Origin of the sequence: Nocardioides sp. NPDC127514 (assembly GCF_040302125.1) — a bacterium.
Taxonomy (GTDB): domain Bacteria; phylum Actinomycetota; class Actinomycetes; order Propionibacteriales; family Nocardioidaceae; genus Nocardioides.
In genome coordinates, this window is record NZ_JBEORF010000015.1 from 110314 (window position 1) to 131746 (window position 21433).

Genomic DNA, 21433 nt, shown 5'->3' on the forward strand with positions numbered 1-21433 from the left:
ACCTCAACCGTCCCTTCGCGACTCGAGCTAGCTGGCCGACAGCTCGGTGTCCTCGTCATCGGCCGATTCGTCGGCGGGCGCATCGGGGTCACGGGAGACCTTGATGACGAAGTCGTCACCGTGCTCCGAGACCCCGTAGACGACAGCCTGCTCGACGGCCCGGGAGGCGTACTGGGCACGCACGACCAGCGGGTCCTCCCGAAGATCCTTCACCAGGGACACGCACAACGCGATCATGACCAGCACGAACGGGACCGCCGCGACGATCGTGATCGTCTGCAGCCCGCTCAGCGCGTCGGAGCCGCCGACCAGGAGCATCACCGCAGCAACCGCACCCGTGGCGACGCCCCAGAAGATCACCGTCGGCCTGCCCGGCTCGATGGAGCCGCGCTCCGAGAGCGTGGCCATCACGATCGATGCCGCGTCCGCGCCCGAGACGAAGAAGAGCGCGACCAGGATCATGACCACCACGCTCGCCACGGTGGCCAGCGGGAACGACTCGAGGGTCGTGAACAGCTGGGTCTCCACACCACCCGCGCCGCCGATGTCCACGCCCTTCTGCTGCAGGTCGATGGCCGCGCCGCCGAAGACGGCGAACCAGACCAGGCTCACCAGCGAGGGGACGAGGAGCACACCGGTCACGAACTGGCGAATGGTGCGGCCACGCGAGATCCGGGCGATGAACATGCCGACGAACGGCGTCCACGAGAGCCACCAGGCCCAGTAGAAGACGGTCCAGCCCGAGAGCCAGGCGGCGGTCTCGGATCCCTCGGCCGAGGTACGCGCCGACATCATCGCGACCTCCTGGAAGTAGCTTCCGACGGTGGTCGGGATCAGGCTGAGGATGAACACGGTCGGACCGACCAGGAAGACGAACAGGGCGAGCCCGACGGCGAGCACCATGTTGATGTTCGAGAGCCACTGGATCCCCTTGGCGACACCCGAGACCGCCGAGAAGACGAACGCGACCGTGAGCACGGCGATGATGGCGACCAGGATGCCGTTGCCCGTCGTACCGAGCCCGCCGACGATCTCGAGTCCGCTGCGGATCTGAAGAGCGCCCAGGCCGAGCGATGCGGCCGACCCGAAGAGCGTCGCGAAGATCGCGAGCATGTCGATGACCTTCCCGCCGGCGCCGTGCGCGTGACGCCCGAGGAGAGGTTCGAAGACCGAGCTGATGAGCAGGCCGCGGCCCTTCCGGAAGACGCTGTACGCGATCGCGAGCCCGACCAGGGCGTAGATCGCCCACGGGTGGATCCCCCAGTGGAAGAGGGTGGTGGCCATGGCCGTCTGGATCTTCTCGGACTCACCATCGCCGACAGAGCCCGGCGGAGGTGTGATGTAGTGGCTGATCGGCTCACTGACGCCGTAGAAGATCAGGCCGATCCCCATGCCGGCACTGAACATCATCGTGATCCACGAGACCGTACGGAACTCCGGCTCCTCGCCGTCGCGGCCGAGCGGGATGTTCCCGAACTTGCCGAACGCGAGCCACAGTACGAAGCCGACGAAGGTCGATGCCGCGGTGACGAAGAGCCAGCCCAGGTTGGCCATCACCCAGGACAACGACTTCCCCGAGACCGACGCCAGCGACTCCGTGCTGACGAATCCCCAGACCAGGAAGGCGATCGCGATGACCGCGGTCACCCCGAAGACGACGCGATCAAGACCGCCGGCATCCTTGGCGAGTTCCTCAGGGGGACAGTCGAGGGCCGGATGGGTCGGGCTTCCGTTCTGGCCGACCGATTTGTGACGCGGCGATACCGGGGAAAGGTCGCCGCTACGTGCAGATGATCTCATGACGCACTCCGATCAAGAGCTCTTGGGATGAGCAGCATCTGTCGGTGCCATGAAGGCTCCGGGTGGCGGCACGACAGTGGGGCGCTACGCGGCCAGACGCTGATATACTAGTTACCTTATATGTGATGCATCACACAAGGCAAGGGTCGATCTCGACGACGAGCTCGACCTCCACCGGCGCATCCAGGGGCAGAGCCGAGACCCCGATGACGGAGCGCGCGTGTCGCCCCGAATCGCCGAACACCCGGCCGAGAAGCTCCGAGGCACCATTGGCGACCAGAGCCTGGTCGGCGAAGAGGGTGCCGGAGGCGACGTACACGACGACCTTGACGATCCGCTTCACCTGCCCGAGATCACCGATCTCAGACTTGATCGCGGCGAGCGCGTTGAGCACGCACCATTGCGCACAGATCTGGCCGTCGGCGACACCGAGAGCGTCTCCGACCCGGCCGGTGGCGAGAAGCTCGCCCTCCCGCATGGGCAGCTGCCCCGAGGTGAAGACGAGCTTTCCCGCGCGCACTGCCGGAACAGGAGCCACGGCGGGTGCGGTCTCACGAGCGGACAGGCCGAGCCCGGCCAGCACCACGTCCTGCGCCGACGCGGCCGCACTCGACCCCCGAGGGCTCAGCAGCCGCAGCACCCGGCCCGAACGATCCGTCATAGGCTGACCCTATCACTGATATACTAGTTGTCGTTAGTGTGAGTTTTAGAGAGCTGGCGCACATGCACGACGTTGCTCCGGGGGTCGTGGACATCCACCCGGCCGCGAAGATGACCACCGAGGAGCGCTTCGCCGAGATGGCGGAAGCCGAGCCCCGCTGCTTCTGGCTGGACGCAGGGCCAGGGCAGACCTCCCGGTCGATCATCGGGGCCTTGCGCGACGACGACATCTCCCTCACCTACGACGCCGAGCGAGGTGAGGTGCTTCGACACCGTGGCGGAGAGGCCGGCCTGGCCGGCACGGACATCTTCACCGTCCTCGGGGACGAGCTCACCCGCACGCCCCCGGACGAGATCTGGGTCGGCTACTTCGGCTACGCCTGTCGTCCGGACCTCCCGGCCAGGGCGCGTCGCGCGGGCCGGCCCGCGATGCCTGACGCGATCTGGATGCGCACCCGCAACACGACGGTCGTCGACCAGTCGCCCGCGCACCCGGCGCGCCCCACCGTGCGGCTCCCGCCTCCGCAGTCGGTGGGCACCGCCCCGACCGCCTACACGCGAGCCTTCGACGAGGTGCAGCGGGAGCTGCGGGCCGGCAACACGTACGAGGTGAATCTGACGCACCGGATCGAGGTCCAGGACGCCATCGACCCGGCCGTCGCATATCTGCGTCTGCGCGAGCTCAACCCGGCTCCGTACGCCGGCTTCATCCAGCATCACGGGTTCCGCCTGCTCAGCTCATCGCCCGAGCGCTACGCCACGATCGACCGCAACCGGTGGATCGAGACCCGGCCGATCAAGGGCACCACCCCTCGTGGCACGTGCGCCGACGAGGACGAGGAGCTGCGCCGCGACCTGGCCTCGAACCCCAGGTTCCGCGCCGAGAACCTGATGATCGTCGACCTCCTCCGCAACGACCTGGCGATGGTGTGCGAGCCCGGCTCGGTGACGGTTCCGTCGTTGATGGCGGTCGAGTCCTACGCCTCGGTGCACCAGCTCGTGACGACCGTGCGCGGCCGGCTGCGTGACGACGTCACCGGCATCGAGGCGCTGCGCTCCCTCTTTCCGGCCGGCTCGATGACGGGCGCCCCGAAGCTGCGGACCATGGAGATCATCCGCCGCGTGGAGACCACCCCGCGCGGCGTGTACTCCGGCGCCTTCGGATGGATCGCACCTGATGGCCGGGCAGATCTCGGCGTCGTGATCAGAAGCCTCACGACCCCTGGCAACGGGACCTGGGAGCTCGGCACAGGGGGCGGAATCACCGTCCATTCGACGGCTCAGGACGAGTACGCCGAAACGGGCTGGAAGGCCGAACGCCTCCTGCGGGTGTTCGGCACGCCGTTGCGACGTAACTGATGTATCAGACTAAGATGGTAAAAAGCGGCAGAGGATCTGATGCCGACGAGCCGGAGCGGACAAGTGGGGCAAGAACTCAATGACAGTTGACGAGATTCTGGCGGCAACGGCGAATCCCCCCGCCACCTCGCTCGCCGATCAGGCCTACCAGTACATCCGCGAGCGTCTGGTGATGCTCGACATCCGCCCGGGCGCGCCGATCAACGACGGCCAGATCGCAGAAGCGATCGGCATGGGGCGTACGCCTGTCCGGGAAGCGATCAAACGGCTCGAGGCCGATCACCTGGTCCACTCCTTTCCGCGCCGCGGCACCTTCGCCACGACCATCGACGCGACCGAGCTCAGTGCGATCGCCGAGATCCGGCGCCAGCTCGCCCCGTACGCCGCCCGCGCCGCCGCGGAACGCGCGACGCCACAGCAACGTGAGCAGATGCGCGACCTCGCGGCCCAGATCGGCAAGGGCAAGCTGGGCGACGGTGATCGCACAGCGCTGATGCGCGTCGACAAGGCGGCGCACGGCCTGATCTACCAGTCGAGCGGCAATGCCCACCTCGAGGACATCCTGATCAGGTACGACAACCTCGCCATCAGGATCTGGTGGATGGTGATCGATCGCCTGCCCGACCTGGCCCACCATGTCCTCGAGCAGGCCCAGCTCCTCAACGCGGTCGCAGACGGCGATGCCGACCGCGCCGAGAAGCTCACCCTCGAGCACATCGGCAGCTTCGAGCGCGAGATCCGCCAGGTTCTCTGACGCCGCAGGTGGCTGTCGGGCCGGGGACGACCCGACAGCCAGCGCTGCGTACGCCTCCTCAGCAGTCCAGCTGGATGTCACCCAGCGGCTTCGAGCAGCAGATCAGCACCTTCTGGTTGGCGATCTCCTTGGGCCGGATGCCGCCGTTGTGCTGCATGTCGACCTCCCCGGAGAGCATCGACACCTTGCAGGTCCCGCACATGCCCTGACCGCAGGCCGCCATCGGCCGCATGCCGGCCGCCACCGCCGCCTCCAGGATGGTCTCGTCCGGGCCACAGGTGATCATCCGGCCGCTGCGCGCGAACTCGACCGAGAACCCGGCTCCGGCCTCCTCCTCGGCATTCTGCTCGACAGGAGGTGCCGCCGTCGGAGCAGGGACCGCGGGAGCGCCGAAGTCAAAGCTCTCCTCGTGGTACTTCTCCATGTCGTAGTCGAGCTCTTCGAGCAGCGACTTGGCCGCCGCCATGTAGCCCGCCGGACCGCAGATGAACGTCTCGCGCTCGTTGAGGTCAGGGGCCAGGATCTCGAGGACAGGCTTGGAGATGCGTCCCTGCAGCCCCATCCAGCGCTCGGTGGGGGCATCGCCCTCGCAGATCTCCACCACTCGCAGGTTGGGCATCAGGCGTGCCATCGCCTCGAGCTCGCCGCGGTAGATGATGTCCGCCGGCGTACGCGCGCTGTGCACGAAGAGGATGTCCGCCTCGGAGCCGAGGTCGTACAGCGTCCTCGTCATCGACAGCACGGGGGTGATGCCGCTGCCGGCCGAGAGGAAGAGGTACTTCGGCGCGTCCTCCTCCGGCAGGACGAACGCTCCTGCCGGAGCGTGCATCGAGATCCATGCCCCGGGCTCGAGGTTGTCGTGGAGCCAGTTCGAGACCACGCCGTCGGCGACCCGCTTGACCGTGATGGCCAGCCGGTCCGGCCGGGTCGGCGGCGAGGCGATCGTGTAGCAACGAGTCATCAGCTCGCCGTCGATCTCGACCCGGATGGTGATGAACTGGCCCGCCTCGAAGTCGAAGGGACGTCGCTCGGGGGTCGTGAAGACGAAGGTCTTCACGTCATGGGTGACCGCCAGAACCTGGCTGCACACCAGGTCCATCACGTCGCTCTCGGCCCAGCAGGGCTCCAGCATCCGCTTGCTGCGTACGGGCGCCGGGCGGCCGTTCTGCAGCCCGAACGAGTTGGGCTCCGACACCTTGGGGATGTCGGTCTCCATGATGCTCATCTCTGCTCCCGGTCTCCGGCTAGGCGTTGGCTTGGACGCGTTGGACGTACCAGGTGACGAAGGCATCGACCTCTCCTTCGACCACGGAGTACGGACCGGGTACGTAGCCCGGGTCCGCCACGCCTCGCTGCGTGCCCTCGACGAGGACGCGGTCCTGGTCGTTGGTGGCGCGCCACACGGAGGTGAGCGACTCGACCGAGTAGTCGACTCCTTCGACGGCCTCCGGGTTCACCAGCCACGTCGTCCGGACCAGCGTCCGGTCGACCGCGAGCGGGATCACCGAGAAGACGACGGCGTGGTCACCGAGGAAGTGGAACCACGAGTTGGGCTGCATGTGCAGCGACAGGTCCCCGAACCTCGGGTCCTCGATGGATCCCATCAGCTTCGCGCACAGCTGCTGGCCATCGGGGCCGAACGAGGCGCCGGCGCCGTCGAGCGGCAGGTGGGAGATCTGGAACGCCGTCGTACGGCCCTCGAGCTCGCAGCGCTCGCCGATGGGGAAGCCGATGGCCTCGCAAGCCTTCTCCAGCTCCGCCTGCGCCACCTGATAGCGCTCGAAGGTCGACTGCATGCGCGGCGGCACGTCCTCGGCCTCGTAGCGGCTGATCGGGAAGTACGCCGTCACCAGCTCGGGGTGGGAGGCGTCGCAGTGGTGACACTCGCGGTTGTTCTCCATCACCAGCTTCCAGTTGCCCTCCTCGACGATGTCCGTCTGGTGGGCGACCTTCGCCGTGGCGAGCGAGTAGGGCTTCAAGTAGGGCTCGATGAACTCGGCGACCTCGTCGAAGTCGGCCGGCGGCTCGTCGGCGAGGCAGAGGAAGACCAGTCCGCCGACCGCGCGGACGTTGACCGGCTTGAGCCCGAACTTGTCGTACTCGAACGTGCCCGGCTGCGACTCGGCGAAGATGAGGCTGCCGTCGACCCGGTAGGTCCACTGGTGGTAGGGGCACACGATGTTGCCGATCGAGCCGCAGGCGGACTCGAGCAGTCGCGAGCCGCGGTGGCGGCACACGTTGCGGAAGGCGCGGACGTTCTCGTCGTCGTCGCGGACGACGATCACGGAGTGAGCGCCCAGATCCACCGTGACGTAGTCACCGGGGTCCGGAATCTCGGCCTCGGCGACAGCGAAGATCCAGTGCTGGCCGAAGATGACGTCGAGGTCCTGCTCGTAGATCTCCGAGCTCGTGTAGAAGGGCGCCTCCAGGCTGTAGCCGGATGCTCGCCTGTCCGCCAGGGACGCCAGATCCTCAGGCGTCGATTCGATGCTCATTCGCGTCACGTTGATGTCTCCCACGCTCAAACCGGGCAGATTCCGGGTTCAGATACGGCGGTCCGCCAGACGACGGTTGTTTCACTCTGCACAACTACTGCGTAGCGTGAAACGATTCTGCCGCGCCGAAGAAGACGCTGTCAACGGGTCGATCTGGATTCGCCGGCAGGATTTACACGGGCTTTACGACGTACGCGAAGTGGCCCGCATGCACGAGGCATGCGGGCCACTTCGAGGGTGCCGAACCGTCATCGGCACGCGCAGATCACTCCGCCTTGGGGAAGCCGTTCCGCTCGGAGATCGCAGCAGCGGCGGCCAGCACGTGCTCGGCCAGCTCGGGCACCTTCTCGGACGTGATGCGGAACGACGGGCCGGAGGCCACCACCGCGGCGATCACCCCACCGCCCAGGGAGCGGATCGGCGCGGCGACCCCGGTGAGACCGATCTCGTGCTCGTCGGCGGAGTAGGCGTAGCCCAGCTTCCTGACCTCGGCGAGCTGCTCCTCGAGCAGCGCGGGATCGACCACGGTCTCCTCCGTGTAGCGCTCGAGCCCGCCCTCGAGGATCCGTCGGCGCTCCTCCGGAGACATGGTCGCCAGGAAGACCTTGCCGGACGCGGTGGTGTGCAAGGGGCTCCGCTGCCCGACCCAGTTCACCGACGTGATCTCGGCACTCCCGATCACCTGGTCGATCGTGATGGCCTCTTCGCCGTCGTTGATGACGATGTTGACGGTCTCACCGACCGCGTCGGCCAACGCCATGCAGATCGGGCGACTCGTGACCGAGATGTCGTGCTTGCGGGTCGCGCCGGCGGCCAGCTGGATGACGCCATAGCCGAGCTGATAGTGACCCCGAGTCGCGTTCTGCTCCACCAGCCCGCGCGCCTCGAGGGTGGCCAGCAGACGGAAGACCGTCGACTTGTGCACCCCCAGTTCTTCGGAGATCGGCGTGACTCCGACAGCCCCCCGACGGGCGAGCACCTGGAGGATGGAGATGGCTCGGTCCACTGAGTGAACGGTCGTGCTCCGTGTTTCGCTCGTGTTGCTCATGCTGAAACAGTATGCCTCCCTGTCAGATTCTCCCCTTCGCCCCTACCGCCGGGTAGCTGCGGCGCGAGCCATCAGACGCCTCCGTACGAGCCCAGAAATCGATCGAAACAGGGTCTTGATGCCGACGCCGTCGACGGTTTAGTTTGTTTCATATAGCGCTCTTGTTTCGCTATGAGAAACATCCCCGCAACTCAGCAAGCTGGACGTCCCCACCCGGGGGCAGGAAGAAGAGACGCCATGGCAGACAACAGAGTCGTCGTCTACAAGGGGCCGGGCGAGGTGGCCGTCGAGTCCATCGAGTACCCGAAGCTGGAGCTCCCCCAGGACGTCGTGAGCGGCCTGGGCATCAAGCGCGCCGCGCCGCACGCGGTGATCCTCAAGCTCGTGACCAGCAACATCTGCGGCAGCGACCAGCACATGGTGCGCGGCCGGACGACCGCGGCGATCGGTCAGACGCTCGGCCACGAGATCACCGGCGAGATCGTCGAGATCGGCGACGACGTCCTCTTCCACGAGGTGGGCGACATCTGCTCGGTCCCGTTCAACATCGCGTGCGGTCGTTGTCGCATGTGCAACGAGGGCAAGACCGGCATCTGCCTCAACGTGAACCCGGCGCGGGCCGGCGCGGCGTACGGCTATGTGGACATGGGTGGCTGGATCGGTGGCCAGGCGGAGTACGTCATGGTCCCGTTCGCCGACTTCAACCTGCTCAAGTTCCCCGACCGCGACCAGGCCCTGGAGAAGATCCTCGACCTGACGATGCTCTCCGACATCTTCCCGACCGGCTACCACGGTGCCTACACCGCCGGCGTCACCACCGGGTCGACGGTGTACGTGGCAGGCGCGGGCCCGGTCGGGCTCGCCGCGGCGTACTCGGCGCAGCTGCTCGGTGCCGCCACGGTCATCGTCGGCGACATGAATGCGGACCGGCTCAAGCAGGCCGCCAGCTTCGGCTGCGCGACCGCAGACCTGTCCTCCGGCGACGCCCTGGCGGACATCATCGCGGACATCGTCGGGGAGCCCGTCGTGGATGCGGCGATCGACGCGGTCGGGTTCGAGGCCCGCGGCCACGGCCAAGACGCCGCCGAGCAGCCCGCCACCGTCCTCAACGACATCATGGACGTGGCGCGCGCGGGTGCTTCTCTCGGCATCCCCGGCCTGTACGTCACCGGCGACCCGGGCGCCGTCGACGACGCCGCCAAGCAGGGCCAGATCGGCGTCCGGCTCGGTCTGGGCTGGGCCAAGTCGCACACGTTCGTGACCGGCCAGTGCCCGGTCAAGCAGTACAACCGCCAGCTGATGAACCTGATCCTCGCCGACAAGGCCCACATCGCCGACGCCGTGAACGCGAAGGCCATCAGCCTCGACGAGGCGCCGGAGAGCTACGCCGCATTCGACCAGGGCGCGGCCACCAAGTACGTCATCGACCCGCACGGCATGGTGCGCTGACTCAACCGGACAGCTCGACGGTCCTGCCCCCGGCCATGTCGGCCGGGGGCAGGACCGGTTCACACACCCAACAGGCGGCGCGCCTCACCCACGGTGACGACGGAGCCGGTGACCAGTACCCGAGCCGGCGTTTCCCCGTCCGGCGAGAGGGCCAAGGCCTCCCTGGTCGCTTCGAGAAGAGCATCGGCGAGGCTGTCGATCTCCAGAACCCGATCAGCGCCGAGGACTCCTCGAGCCGCGGCCGCGGTGTCGCGAGAGGACAGTGAACGCGGACTGCTGTTCCGGGTGCAGATCATCGTCGTCACGACGGGGTCCAGCTCCGCGAGCATGCCCGCGAGGTCCTTGTCGCCCATCGCGGCGACCACGGCGACGGTCGGCCGCGTGCCCAGATCGGTGAGGCCGGCCGCCAGTGCCCGGGCACCGTCGGGGTTGTGGGCTGCGTCGAGGATCACCGCGGGGGTGCCGGGCAGCACCTCGAGCCGTCCGGGCGAGCGGGCCGAGCCCAGTGCCCGTCTCAGTACGTCCAGCGGGATCACGTCCCCCAGGAGTGCCTCGATGCTCGCGATCGCGAGTGTCGCGTTGTGCGCCTGGTGGCGGCCGTGAAGCGACAGCGGGACCTCGGGATAGTGACCGGCGAGACCGTTGACCGAGATGATCTGTCCATCGCCGAACGCTCGTCTGCCGCTCAGCCGGAAGTGACGGCCCTCGACCATGAGCCTGGCGAGATGCGCGTCGGCGTGGGCTCGGAGGAGTTGCTCGACCTCCGGGGTCTGCCGAGCCGTGACGGCCAGCGCACCCGGCTTGATGATCCCGGCCTTCTCGGCCGCGATGTCGAGCCTGGTCGGACCCAGGTGATCGACGTGGTCGAGGCCGATGGGGAGGATCGCGGCGACCGGGGCGTCGATGACGTTGGTCGCGTCCCACATGCCGCCCATGCCGACCTCGACCGCCGCGACGTCGACGCCGGCCGTCGAGAACGCCTGGTAGGCCATGGCGACCGTCATCTCGAAGAACGACAGCGGAGTGGGACCCTCGCGGTCCACGGCCTCGGCCGCGGGCAGGACATCACGGTACGCCTGGACGAAGCCATCCTGCGGGATCGGCCGCCCGCCGATGCTGATCCGTTCCCGGATGTCGGCGAGATGAGGGCTGGTGAACCGGCCGACCGTCGAGCCCAGCTCGAGCAGGATCGCCTCCACCATCCGCGCGGTGCTCGTCTTGCCGTTGGTTCCGGTGATGTGGATCGACCGGTAGTCGCGCTGCGGCCGGCCGAGCGCGTCCGTCACCGCCCGGATGCGCTCCAGGGACGGGGCGATCCGGGTCTCGGGCCAGCGGGCGAGGAGTCGCCGCTCCACCTCGTCGACGCCGAGTTCGACGTCGGTGCCGGTCACTGCGGTTCTCCGCCCAGGCGCGCCAGCAGGTCGCGGCGCCCGGTCTCGGTCTCGGCGACCTGGTTGAACGTGAACAGGTGCAGACCGGCGATCGCGGCTTCCGGCCCGTCCAGCTCCGGGGCCGCACGGGTGAGGAACCGCTCCGGCGAGTAGCCACCGGGGGCGGCGATGCGCGCGAACATGCCTTTGTTCTTGGCGAGGAACCGCGTCGACTCCCCCACCCCGATCTTGGTCGCCATGGTGAGGAGCTTGGTGCGCTCGACCGGGCCGGGCAGCCCGACGATGATCGGCGTCCTGACGCCTCGGGCGCGCACGCGACGTACCCAGTCGGTGAGGGCTCTGTCGTCGAAGGTGAGGTTGCTGACGATCTCGGTGGCGTGGTGGCGCTTGTCCCACATCGCCTGGACCAGGCGATCGTGGATGATCGTCGGATGGTCCTCGGGATAGCCGGCGACACCGACGTGGCTGAACGGGTCACCGAGATCGACGAGCGCCTCGAGGAGCTCCAGCGCGCCGGGGAACGCGCCGGGGCGCTCCGCGTCGCCGGCAGGTACGAAGACCTTGTCGATGCGGGCTGCCTTCAGCCGAGCAGTGATCTCGGCGAGCTCGGCCCGGCTCGAGACCATGCGTGCGGCGAGGTGGGGCACGACGTCGTAGCCGTGCTCGGCGAGCCGGATCGAGAGGTCCACCGTCTGCTCCAGGCCCTTGGCCGGCGAGGCGGTCACCGTGAGCGTTCGGCCGGCGGGAAGGGAGCTCGTGACGACGTCCTCGATCGAGGCGGTCGGAAGGACCTCGTAGCGAGCGTCGAGCAGCAGCCTCCGGACGGTCGCGGCGGCCGAGCGACGGCTCATCGCTGCCCGGCCCGGACCGGTTCGGCCGCGACCGCGGTCCCACGCAGGCGGGCAGCCACCCGAGAGGCGGCGGCGGCGCCGGAGACCGAGTGGACGCGTACGCCCCACGCTCCCCCGGCAGCGGCGATGGCGGCCACGGCGTCGGACGCCTCGTCCCGATCCGCGGCGACGTCCGGGGCCCGCCGTCCGTACGCGGCGGCCTCGGCGAGGAACCGCTTGCGGGACGCCCCGACGAGGACGGGGAACCCGAGGTCGCGCAGCGCCGGGAGGGCCGCGAGCAGCTCCCAGGACTGGGCGGCGTTCTTCGCGAACCCGAGACCGGGGTCGAGGACGATGCGCTCAGGACGTACGCCGGCGGCGAGCGCGGAATCGACCCGGCCGCGGAGCTCGGCGCAGACGTCGCCGACGACCGAGTCGTAGAAGCAGAAGTCGTCCATCCGCATGGAGTGGGCGCGCCAGTGCATGAGTACGCAGGTGACCTCCGCCTCGGCCAGGAAGGGCAGCATCCTGGGATCGGCGAGCCCGCCGGACACGTCGTTGACGATGACGGCCCCGGCCTCGACGGCTCGCTCGGCGACCGAGGCGCGCATGGTGTCGACCGAGACCGGCAACCCCTCCCGTGCCAGGGCCTCGATCACCGGGATCACGCGGGCGATCTCCTCGGCCGCGCTGACCCGCTGGGCACCGGGCCGGGTGGACTCGCCGCCGACATCGAGGAGATCGGCGCCGTCGCGCATGAGCTCGAGGCCTCTGCGTACGGCGGCGTCGACGTCGAGGAACCGGCCGCCGTCGGAGAACGAGTCGGGGGTGACGTTGATGATGCCCATCACCTGGCAGCGCAGATCTGCGTCGGTGAGCAGCTGCGTGGCACTCATGTCAGAGCCCCGGCGATCGCCTCCCTGGCAGCCACCTGCTGTTCGGCGATCTCGACGATGTTGGTCAGCAGCATGGCCCGGGTCATCGGTCCGACGCCGCCGGTGGCACCGCTCATCTTGCCCGCGACGACGTCCACGTTCGGATCGACGTCGCCCAGGATGCCTTCGATGGTGCGAGTGATCCCGACGGACAGGACCGTGGCGCCGGGGCTGACCCAGTCGGGCTTGACCAGGTGAGCCACACCCGCCGCCGCGACGATGACGTCCGAGGCCCGGGCGTGGGCGGCGACGTCGCGGGTCTCGATGTTGCACAGCGTGACGGTGGCGTGCTCGGTTGGGCGGGTGAGCATGAGCCCGAGCGGCCGGCCGACGGTCAGCCCGCAGCCGATGACACAGAACCGCTGTCCGGTGATCGGCACGTCGTGCTGCCTCAGGAGCTCGATGATCCCGCGTGGCGTGCACGGCAGCGGAGCAGGAGTGCCGAGCACCAGCTTGCCGAGGTTCGTGGGGTGGAGCCCGTCGGCGTCCTTGTCCGGGTCGATGAGCTCCAGGACCCGGTGGGTGTCGACGTGCGGCGGCAGGGGCAGCTGGACGATGAAGCCGGTGCAGGTCGGATCCTCGTTGAGCTGCTGCACCGCTGCCTCGATCTCGGCCTGCGACGCGGTGGCGGGGAGCTCGATCCGGATGGAGGCAATGCCCACCTCGGCGCAGTCGCGGTGCTTGCCCGCGACGTAGGAGCGGGAGCCGGGGTCGTCACCGACGAGGATGGTGCCGAGGCCGGGGTCGATCCCGGCCTCGTGCAGTGCCTTCACCCGCACGGCGAGCGCGGTCTTCAGATCAGCAGCGACGCGCTTGCCGTCGATCTTTGCAGCGGTGGTCATGCACTTCTCCTTCTCGCGAGACCCGTGACGTCAGCATTCGATGACGTTGACGGCGAGGCCTCCGCGGGAGGTCTCCTTGTACTTGATCTTCATGTCGGCTCCGGTCTCGCGCATGGTCTTGATCGCGGCGTCGAGAGAGACCCGGTGGCTGCCGTCGCCACGGGCGGCGATGCGGGCGGCGTTGATGGCCTTGTTGCTGGCGATGGCGTTGCGCTCGATGCAGGGAATCTGCACCAGGCCGCCGACGGGGTCGCAGGTGAGCCCGAGATTGTGCTCGATGCCGATCTCGGCCGCGTTCTCGACCTGCTCCGGGGTGCCGCCGAGCACTTCGCACAGGGCTCCTGCAGCCATGGCGCAGGCCGAGCCGACCTCGCCCTGACAGCCGACCTCGGCCCCGGAGATCGACGCGTTGATCTTGAACAGGATCCCGACCGCGGCGGCGGCGAGGAGAAACCGCACGATCCCGTCCTCGTCCGCGCTGGGCACGAACTTCTCGTAGTAGTGGAGGACGGCCGGGACGATGCCCGCCGCGCCGTTGGTCGGCGCGGTCACGATCCGCCCGCCCGACGCGTTCTCCTCGTTGACGGCGAGGGCGAAGAGGTTGACCCAGTCCATCGCTCTGAGCGGGTCCGTCTCGTCCGTCGATGCCTGGAGGTGGGTGTAGAGACCGGGAGCACGCCGCGGAACCTTCAACCCGCCGGGCAGGGTGGGGTCGGTGCGGGTGCAGCCGTTGTGCACGCACTCCTGCATGACCGACCAGATGTGCAGCAGCTCGCCGCGCACCTCCTCCTCCGTACGCCACGCCAGCTCGTTGGCCATCATGATGTCGCTGATCCGCTTGCCCGACTCGGCGCAGACCGCGAGCAGCTCCGCTCCGGTGGTGAACGGGTACGGGATCGGGGTCGCGTCCTCGACGATCCGATCGGCGCCGGCCGCGTGCTCGTCCACGACGAAACCGCCGCCGACCGAGTAGTAGGTGCTCTCCAGGAGCACCTTCGTGTCGGCGTCGAACGCGCGGAAGATCATGCCGTTCGGGTGCGCGGGAAGGGTCTTGGTGCGGTGCATGACGACGTCGTCGGCGCCGAACTCGATGTCCCGGGCGCCGGCGAGCCTCAGCCGTCCAGTGGCGCGGACCTCGGCCACGCGAGCGTCGGCGTTGTCGGTGTCGACCGTTTCGGGCCGGTTGCCCTCGAGACCGAGGATGACCGCCTTGTCCGAGCCATGGCCGTGGCCGGTGGCCCCCAAGGAGCCGAACAGCTCCACTTCGGCCCGGGCGACGGCGTCGAGCAGTGAACCCGCCTTCAGGGCATCGGTGAACTGCACCGCCGCGCGCATCGGGCCGACCGTGTGGGACGACGACGGCCCGATGCCGACCGAGAACATGTCGAAGACGCTGAGTGCCATCAGCCGGATCCCAGGCGCTGTGTCGAGCTTGTCGAGATGACCTTGAACTCGGCCATGGCGTCGATCAGCCAGCGGCCCAGGTAGTCGGCGTACGAGGCACGCGGCAGGATCCGGTAGGAGTCCGTGTCGACCTTCCAGAGGATCACCGGAACACGTCCGATGGTGCTGGCGACCGCCGTGCCCGGGGTGAAGGCCCTCGGGTGGAGGTCGAGCGGACAGCCCTTCTCGAGGACCGCCTGCGCGGAAGGTCCCTCGAGCCGGAAGGTGGTGCGGTTGGCCGACAGGTCGACGACCGCGGCACCGCCTCCCGTGACGCCTGCGCGGAGGTAGGACACCAGGGTGGAACCGGCCACGCTCTGCGAGATGACCAGGAACTCGTCGGGCGAGAGCCACAGGACCACCACGTCGTGGCCGGTGGCGACCTCGCCGCACCGGGTGGGAAGCTCGGCGCCGAGGATCTTGGCCAGGCGCTCCCGGTCGGGCGAGCCGACCGGCACCCGCAGACCCACCATGGTGAGGAACTGCTCCTCACGCACGCGCACCCCGAGCGCTCCGGTGACGCCGGCGTCGACGAAGGCGCCGTGCAGGTGCTGGGCCGGGCTGACGCGCAGAGCCGAGATCTTCTTGTCGAGCGGCTCGATCGTGGTCTCAACCATCGCGGCGGGTTCCTTCCGGGTCGTAGAGGACGGTTTCAGCGACGACGACGTCGACCAGTCGGTCACCGACCGGCGCGACGAGGGTCTGGCCGATGCGGTTGCGGCCATCCTTGATGAGTGCCAGGGCGAACGAGCGTCCGAGCGCGGCACTGTGGTAGCTCGAGGTCACGTGCCCGAGCATCGGCACCGGTCCGTCGGCCGGGGTGATCGGCGTACCTGATGCGACCAGCTGGGTGCCCTCGGGCAACCGGAACGACTTGTCGACGGGCAGCACCGAGACGAGGTGCTTGCGGTCCGTGCGTGCGGTGTCGGCCCGGTTGTAGGACCGCTTGCCGACGAAGTCCTTCGCCTTGGAGACGATCCACTCCATGCCCGCGTCCTGGGGAGTCACCGTGCCGTCGGTGTCCTGGCCGACGATCGGGTAGCCCTTCTCGGCGCGGAGCACGTGCATGGTCTCGGTGCCGTACGGGGTGATCGCCCACTCCTGGCCGGCGGCGTGGATCTCTTCCCACACGCGCTGTCCGAACCAGGTCTCGACATTGACCTCGAAGGCGAGCTCCCCGGAGAACGAGATCCGGCACACCCGCGCCGGGATGCCCGAGGCGAGCGTCGTCTCGCGGAACGTCATGAACGGGAACGCCTCGTTGCTGACGTCGAGCTCCGGAGCGATCTTGGCGATCACCTCACGTGACTTCGGGCCGACGACGGCGACGGTGGCCCACTGCTCGGTCACCGAGGTGAAGCTGACGTCCAGGGTCGGCCACTCGGTCTGGTGCCACTCCTCGAGCCAGTCGAGGACCTTGGCGGCGCCGCCGGTGGTCGTCGTCATGAAGTAGCGACCCTCGTCGATGCGGAGCGTGACGCCGTCGTCGAAGATCATGCCGTCGGGCGTACACATGACACCGTAGCGCGCGGATCCGGGGGCGAGCTTCTTGAAGGCGTTGGTGTAGATCCGGTTGAGGAACTCACCGGCGTCACTCCCCCACACCTCGATCTTGCCCAGGGTGGTCGCGTCCATCATGCCGACGGACTCGCGGACGGCGGCGCACTCGCGGAGAACGGCCTCGTCCAGGGACTCGCCGTTCCGCGGGTAGTACCACGGCCGCAGCCACTGCCCCACGATCTCCATCTCGGCGCCGTGCGCGACGTGCCAGGGATGGATCGACGTCAGCCGGGCCGGGTCGAACAAGTCACCCCGCTCGCGGCCGGCGAGGGCGACGAACGGGACCGGAGCGTACGGAGCACGGTACGTGGTGGTGCCGATCTCGCCGGGGCTGCGACCGTCGTTGAGCGCGGCGGCGATGACGCCGATGGCGTTGACCCCGGAGGTCTTGCCCTGGTCGTTGGCGGTGCTGATCGAGGTGTAGCGCTTGATGTGCTCGACACTGCGCATACCGGCCCCGGTCGCCCGCAGTACGTCGTGCACGGTCTGGTCGCGCTGGAAGTCCACGAAGTGGTCGACCAGGTCGTCGAGCGGAACGGAGGCCTCGGCGGCGAGCCACAGCGGGCGGGTCGTGCCGTCACCTGTCGCCGCAGGGAGCGGCCCGGTCGGGGCCTCGGCCTCGCCGATGAAACCGGCGGCGAGGAGCGCGGTCGCTGCCGCATGCCGCCCCTCGGAGAGACACGCATCGAGGGTGTAGCTGCCCCGGGCCGATCCCACCATCTGCTGACCGGTGACCTCGCCGTCGGGGACGAACCCGGCCAGATCCTCGTCCCAGCGGACCTTGCCCTGCCGCTGGCTGTGCAGGTGGACCACGGGGCTCCAGCCACCGGCGACGGCGACGACGTCGCAGGCGATCTCTCGCCGCTCGCCGACCGCGGCGCCGTCGGCGTCGATCGCCGACACCGTCGCGGCGGTGACCCGCCGGTCACCGTCGGTGTCGAGAACGGCGGAGCCGAGGATGACCTCGATGCCTGCCGCCGCGGCGCGACGGGCGGCCTCGGACTGCTCCGGGCGGGCGTCGACGACGGCCGCCACGGCGACCCCGGCCCTGGTCAGATCGGCGGCGACCTCGTAGGCGCTGTCGTTCGTGGTGGCGAGCAGCACGTTGGAGCCTGCGGCCACGCCGTACCGGTTCAGGTAGGTGCGGACCGCGGAGGCGAGCATCACGCCGGGGCGGTCGTTGTTGCCGAACACCAGGGGACGCTCGTGCGCGCCGGTCGCGATGACGACCTGCTGCGCCCGGATGTGCCAGAGGCGCTGGCGGGACACACCGGTGAGTGCCTCCTTGGCGGACGCGTCGAGGTGGTCCAGCCGGCTCTCGAGCGCGATCACGTAGTTGGCGTCGTAGCTGCCGAAGGCGTTGGTCCGGGTCAGCACCGTGACCTCGGGGGCAGCCGCGAGCTCCTCGGTGACGCCGCTGAGCCAGGCGTCGGTGTCCACGCCGTCGATGCTGAGGCCGCGTGTGGAGAGAAGGGAGCCGCCGAGCTCGGGCTGGTCGTCGACGAGGATCACCCGGGCTCCGGATGCGGCGGCGGTGCGGGCCGCGGTGAGGCCGGTCGGGCCGGCTCCGATGACGAGGACGTCGGTGTGGACGTACTTCTTGTCGTAGATCGCGGTGTCGTCGGCGGGGTCGAGGTCACCGAGGCCGCTGAGGTAGTCGGCCTCGATCCCGTCGACGAGCTCGACGGTCGTGGCGGGCAGCATCGACTCGGTCACCGAGTCGCCGGGACGCCTCAGCTTGACCAGCGCGTTGGACTCCTCGAGACCGGCGGCGAGGACGCCGCGGGGACGCTGTCGGTACAGCGAGGGGCCACACTCGAGCACGCCGTTGGCGATCAGTGCCGAGGCGAGGGTGTCGCCGGCGTGGCCGGCGTACTCCTGGCCGTCGACGCTGAAGGCGAGACGGGTGGATCGGTCGATTCGGCCGCCGTCTGCGAGGCGGTGCGACGTCGTGCTCACTGCGGGCCTCCATCCAGGGTGGGACGCGGTTCGCCGGCCTGGTAGACGGCGGCGATGCGGTAGGTGACGGTGTCGCGAAGAACGTTGAACCACTTGCGGCAGCCGGAGCTGTGGACCCAGCGCTCGGCGAAGATGCCCTTGGTGTTCTCGCGGTAGAACAGGTAGCGACCCCACTCCTCGTCACTGAGGGCGCTCGGGTCCTCCGGGTAGGGGACGTGGGCCTGACCGCCGTAGTGGAACTCGGTCTCGTCGCGGGACCCGCAGTTGGGGCAGCTGATGAGAATCATCGTCGGCTCCTTTCAGTGGGCCACGGCGGCTGCGCCGTGCTCGTCGATGAGGGCACCGGTGCTGAATCGCTCCAGCGCGAACGGTGCGTTGTACTCGTGGGGCTCGTCGTGGGCGATCGTGTGCGCCATCGTCCAGCCGGCGCCCGGCGTGCCCTTGAACCCGCCGGTCCCCCAGCCACAGTTCACGTAGAGCTGATCGATCGGCGTCTTGCTCACGACCGGGGAGGCATCCGGCGTCACATCGACGATGCCGCCCCAGGTCCTGAGCAGATGCGCACGGGCGAAGATCGGGAACAGCTCCACGGCGGCCGCCATCTGCTCCTCGATCACGTGGAACCCGCCGCGCTGCCCGTAGCCGTTGTACGCATCGACGCCCGCGCCCATGACCAGCTCGCCCTTGTGGGCCTGGGAGACGTAGACGTGGACGTGGTTCGACATCACCACGGTCGGGTGGACGGGCTGGTGGAGCTCGGAGACGAGCGCCTGGAGCGGGTGGGACTGGATCGGCAGGTCGAAGCCGGCCATCTCGGCGAGGACGCTGGAGTGCCCCGCCGCGCACAGCGCGACCTTGCCGGCCGCGATGGTGCCGCGGCTGGTCTGTACGCCGACCACCCGGTTGCCGTCCTTGAGGATCCCGGTCACCTCGCAGTCCTGGATCAGGTCGACACCGAGCTCGTCGGCCTTGCGCGCGAACGCCCAGGCGACGTGGTCGTGCTTCGCGATGCCCGCGCGGGGCTGGTAGGTCGCGCCGAGCACCGGGTAGCGGATGTTGTCGCTGACGTTGATGATCGGGCAGATCTCCTTCACCTGGTCGGCGTCGAGCCACTCGGCGTCGATCCCGTTGAGGCGGTTGGCCTCGCAGCGCCGCACCGAGTCGCGTACGTCCTGCAGGGTGTGGGCGAGGTTGAGCACGCCGCGCTGGCTGAACAGGAAGTCGTAGTCGAGCTCCTCGGGAAGCACCTCCCACTGCTTGAGGGAGTGCTCGTAGATCGCCGCGGACTCGTCCCACAGGTAGTTGGACCGGATGATCGTCGTGTTCCGGGCCATGTTGCCGCCGGCGAGCCAGCCCCGCTCGAGGACGGCGACGTTGGTGATGCCGTGGTTCTTCGCCAGGTAGTACGCCGTCGCCAGGCCGTGTCCGCCGCCGCCGATGATGACGACGTCGTAGGAGGACTTGGGCTCCGGGTTTCGCCAGAGGAAGTCGGGGTGCTCGGGCAGCAGGTCTGCCATCACTCGGCTCCGTTCGACTCGATGAGGTGGGGGTAGAGCGGGTGCTTCTCGGCGAGGTTCGTGACCCGGCTGCGCAGCGCGTCGGCCGTCTCGTCGGTGAAGTCGTCCTTCAGCGCGGCCGCGATGATGTCGGCCACCTCGCTGAAGTCGGTGTCGCCGAAGCCACGGGTGGCGAGGGCCGGCGTGCCGATCCGCAGGCCGGAGGAGACCATCGGCGGACGCGGGTCGAAGGGCACCGCGTTGCGGTTGACGGTGATGCCGATGCGGTGGAGCCGGTCCTCGCCCTCCTGGCCGTTGAGCTCGGAGTCGCGCAGGTCGACCAGCACCAGGTGGACATCCGTGCCACCGCTGACCACCGAGACTCCCGCGGCCGCGACGTCGTCGGCGAGCAGCCGCTCGGCGATGATGCGGGCACCGCGCAGCGTACGCTCCTGGCGCTCGCGGAACTCGGGCTCCGCGGCGACCTTGAAGGCGACCGCCTTGCCGGCGATGACGTGCTCGAGCGGCCCGCCCTGCTGGCCGGGGAAGACCGAGGAGTTGATCTTCTTGGCGATGGCGGGGTCGTTGGTGAGGATGACGCCACCGCGCGGGCCACCCAGGGTCTTGTGCGTGGTCGAGGTGACGACGTCGGCGAACGGCACCGGGTTCGGGTGGAGGCCGGTCGCGACCAGACCGGCGAAGTGCGCCATGTCGACCATGAGCCGGGCGCCGACCAGGTCCGCGATCCGGCGGAACTCCGCGAAGTCCAGCTGCCGGGGGTAGGCGGACCAGCCGGCGACGATCAGCTTGGGCCGGTGCTCAAGGGCCAGTCGCTCGACCTCGGCCATGTCGATCAGGAAGTCCTCGCGGCTGACCTCGTACGGCACGACCTGGTAGAGGCGCCCGGAGAAGTTGAGCTTCATGCCGTGGGTGAGGTGGCCGCCGTGGGCCAGCGAGAGGCCGAGGATGGTGTCGCCGGGCTCGAGGAGGGCGAACATCGCGGCGGCGTTGGCCTGGGCTCCCGAGTGCGGCTGCACGTTGGCGTACTCCGCGGAGAAGAGCGCCTTGAGGCGGTCGATGGCGAGCTGCTCGATGACGTCGACGTGCTCGCAGCCGCCGTAGTAGCGACGGCCCGGGTAGCCCTCGGCGTACTTGTTGGTGAGGACCGAACCCTGAGCCTCCATGACGGCGGCGGGAGCGAAGTTCTCCGAGGCGATCATCTCCAGCGTCGTCTGCTGGCGGCTCAGCTCGGCGTCGATCTGCGCGCTGACCTCGGGGTCGAGGTCTGCGAGCGAGGCGGTCAAGACGTCAACCACGATGAACTCCCAAACTCTTGAAGTACGATTGATATATCAGTTCGGGATCAACAGTATGCTGGGTAGCGAACACCTGTCAACGGCCCAGATCAGAAA

Annotated in this window: 18 protein-coding genes; 3 read left to right on the forward strand and 15 right to left on the reverse strand. The window is 68.7% G+C overall.

The features are described 5' to 3' along the window. Positions 1-27: 27 nt before the first annotated feature. Entirely contained in the window at positions 28-1800 is a 1773-nt protein-coding gene (locus ABTX24_RS13840; RefSeq protein WP_160028404.1) for a BCCT family transporter, read from the reverse strand. Positions 1801-1930: 130 nt separating this feature from the next. After that, on the reverse strand, positions 1931-2461 hold the full coding sequence (locus ABTX24_RS13845) for a RidA family protein (RefSeq protein ID WP_160028402.1): 531 nt from the start codon (positions 2459-2461) through the stop codon (positions 1931-1933). Between the two features lie 62 nt (positions 2462-2523). On the opposite strand from ABTX24_RS13845, the gene ABTX24_RS13850 reads away from it, so the two are divergent. Beyond that, positions 2524-3819, forward strand: coding sequence for an anthranilate synthase component I family protein (locus tag ABTX24_RS13850; protein WP_350840341.1), 1296 nt, complete (start codon positions 2524-2526; stop codon positions 3817-3819). 79 nt (positions 3820-3898) lie between these two features. Continuing rightward, positions 3899-4573, forward strand: coding sequence for a GntR family transcriptional regulator (locus ABTX24_RS13855; protein WP_160028400.1), 675 nt, complete (start codon positions 3899-3901; stop codon positions 4571-4573). A 58-nt stretch (positions 4574-4631) separates the two neighbouring features. Here the strand turns inward: ABTX24_RS13855 and ABTX24_RS13860 are convergent, their stop codons facing one another. The 3 genes from ABTX24_RS13860 to ABTX24_RS13870 all read right to left on the reverse strand — a co-directional run bounded on the left by ABTX24_RS13860 (position 4632) and on the right by ABTX24_RS13870 (position 8074). Continuing rightward, positions 4632-5798, reverse strand: coding sequence for an FAD-binding oxidoreductase (locus ABTX24_RS13860; protein WP_350840343.1), 1167 nt, complete (start codon positions 5796-5798; stop codon positions 4632-4634). Positions 5799-5817: 19 nt separating this feature from the next. Beyond that, entirely contained in the window at positions 5818-7068 is a 1251-nt protein-coding gene (locus ABTX24_RS13865) for an aromatic ring-hydroxylating oxygenase subunit alpha (protein WP_350840345.1), read from the reverse strand. Positions 7069-7333: 265 nt separating this feature from the next. Continuing rightward, positions 7334-8074 carry an IclR family transcriptional regulator gene (locus ABTX24_RS13870; RefSeq protein WP_201451273.1) on the reverse strand — a complete coding sequence of 247 codons (741 nt, stop codon included), beginning with the start codon at positions 8072-8074 and terminating at the stop codon, positions 7334-7336. A 279-nt stretch (positions 8075-8353) separates the two neighbouring features. Here ABTX24_RS13870 and fdhA point away from each other — a divergent pair, with 279 nt between their 5' ends. Beyond that, the gene (gene fdhA / locus ABTX24_RS13875) at positions 8354-9565 is read left to right on the forward strand and encodes a formaldehyde dehydrogenase, glutathione-independent (protein WP_160028392.1); all 1212 of its coding nucleotides are present in this window, start codon (positions 8354-8356) and stop codon (positions 9563-9565) included. Positions 9566-9624: 59 nt separating this feature from the next. On the opposite strand, the gene ABTX24_RS13880 is transcribed toward fdhA, so the two are convergent. Genes ABTX24_RS13880 through glyA form a run of 10 tightly spaced genes read right to left on the reverse strand, consistent with a single transcriptional unit; the run spans position 9625 to position 21337 of the window. Further along, positions 9625-10956 (reverse strand): bifunctional folylpolyglutamate synthase/dihydrofolate synthase, encoded by a 1332-nt coding sequence (locus ABTX24_RS13880; RefSeq protein ID WP_350840347.1) that lies wholly within the window; start codon positions 10954-10956, stop codon positions 9625-9627. Next, entirely contained in the window at positions 10953-11807 is an 855-nt protein-coding gene (locus tag ABTX24_RS13885; protein ID WP_350840349.1) for a methylenetetrahydrofolate reductase, read from the reverse strand. The genes ABTX24_RS13880 and ABTX24_RS13885 overlap by 4 nt, the downstream gene beginning before the upstream one ends. Next, positions 11804-12682 (reverse strand): dihydropteroate synthase, encoded by an 879-nt coding sequence (gene folP, locus ABTX24_RS13890; protein ID WP_350840351.1) that lies wholly within the window; start codon positions 12680-12682, stop codon positions 11804-11806. The genes ABTX24_RS13885 and folP overlap by 4 nt, the downstream gene beginning before the upstream one ends. Then, positions 12679-13563: a bifunctional methylenetetrahydrofolate dehydrogenase/methenyltetrahydrofolate cyclohydrolase gene (locus tag ABTX24_RS13895; protein ID WP_350840353.1), complete on the reverse strand. Its 885-nt coding sequence runs from the start codon at positions 13561-13563 to the stop codon at positions 12679-12681. The genes folP and ABTX24_RS13895 overlap by 4 nt, the downstream gene beginning before the upstream one ends. Positions 13564-13593: 30 nt before the next feature. Next, entirely contained in the window at positions 13594-14967 is a 1374-nt protein-coding gene (locus ABTX24_RS13900; RefSeq protein WP_350840355.1) for an L-serine ammonia-lyase, read from the reverse strand. After that, positions 14967-15623, reverse strand: a complete 657-nt coding sequence (locus tag ABTX24_RS13905) for a sarcosine oxidase subunit gamma (RefSeq protein ID WP_350840356.1) — start codon at positions 15621-15623, stop codon at positions 14967-14969. The genes ABTX24_RS13900 and ABTX24_RS13905 overlap by 1 nt, the downstream gene beginning before the upstream one ends. Further along, complete coding sequence (locus tag ABTX24_RS13910) at positions 15616-18525, reverse strand: sarcosine oxidase subunit alpha family protein (RefSeq protein ID WP_350840357.1); 2910 nt, start codon at positions 18523-18525, stop codon at positions 15616-15618. Before ABTX24_RS13910 ends, ABTX24_RS13905 begins: the two co-directional genes overlap by 8 nt. After that, on the reverse strand, positions 18522-18812 hold the full coding sequence (locus tag ABTX24_RS13915) for a sarcosine oxidase subunit delta (protein WP_160028376.1): 291 nt from the start codon (positions 18810-18812) through the stop codon (positions 18522-18524). The genes ABTX24_RS13910 and ABTX24_RS13915 overlap by 4 nt, the downstream gene beginning before the upstream one ends. 12 nt (positions 18813-18824) lie before the next feature. After that, entirely contained in the window at positions 18825-20042 is a 1218-nt protein-coding gene (locus ABTX24_RS13920; RefSeq protein WP_350840359.1) for a sarcosine oxidase subunit beta family protein, read from the reverse strand. Beyond that, positions 20042-21337 carry a serine hydroxymethyltransferase gene (gene glyA / locus ABTX24_RS13925; protein WP_350712841.1) on the reverse strand — a complete coding sequence of 432 codons (1296 nt, stop codon included), beginning with the start codon at positions 21335-21337 and terminating at the stop codon, positions 20042-20044. The genes ABTX24_RS13920 and glyA overlap by 1 nt, the downstream gene beginning before the upstream one ends. Positions 21338-21433 lie beyond the last annotated feature (96 nt).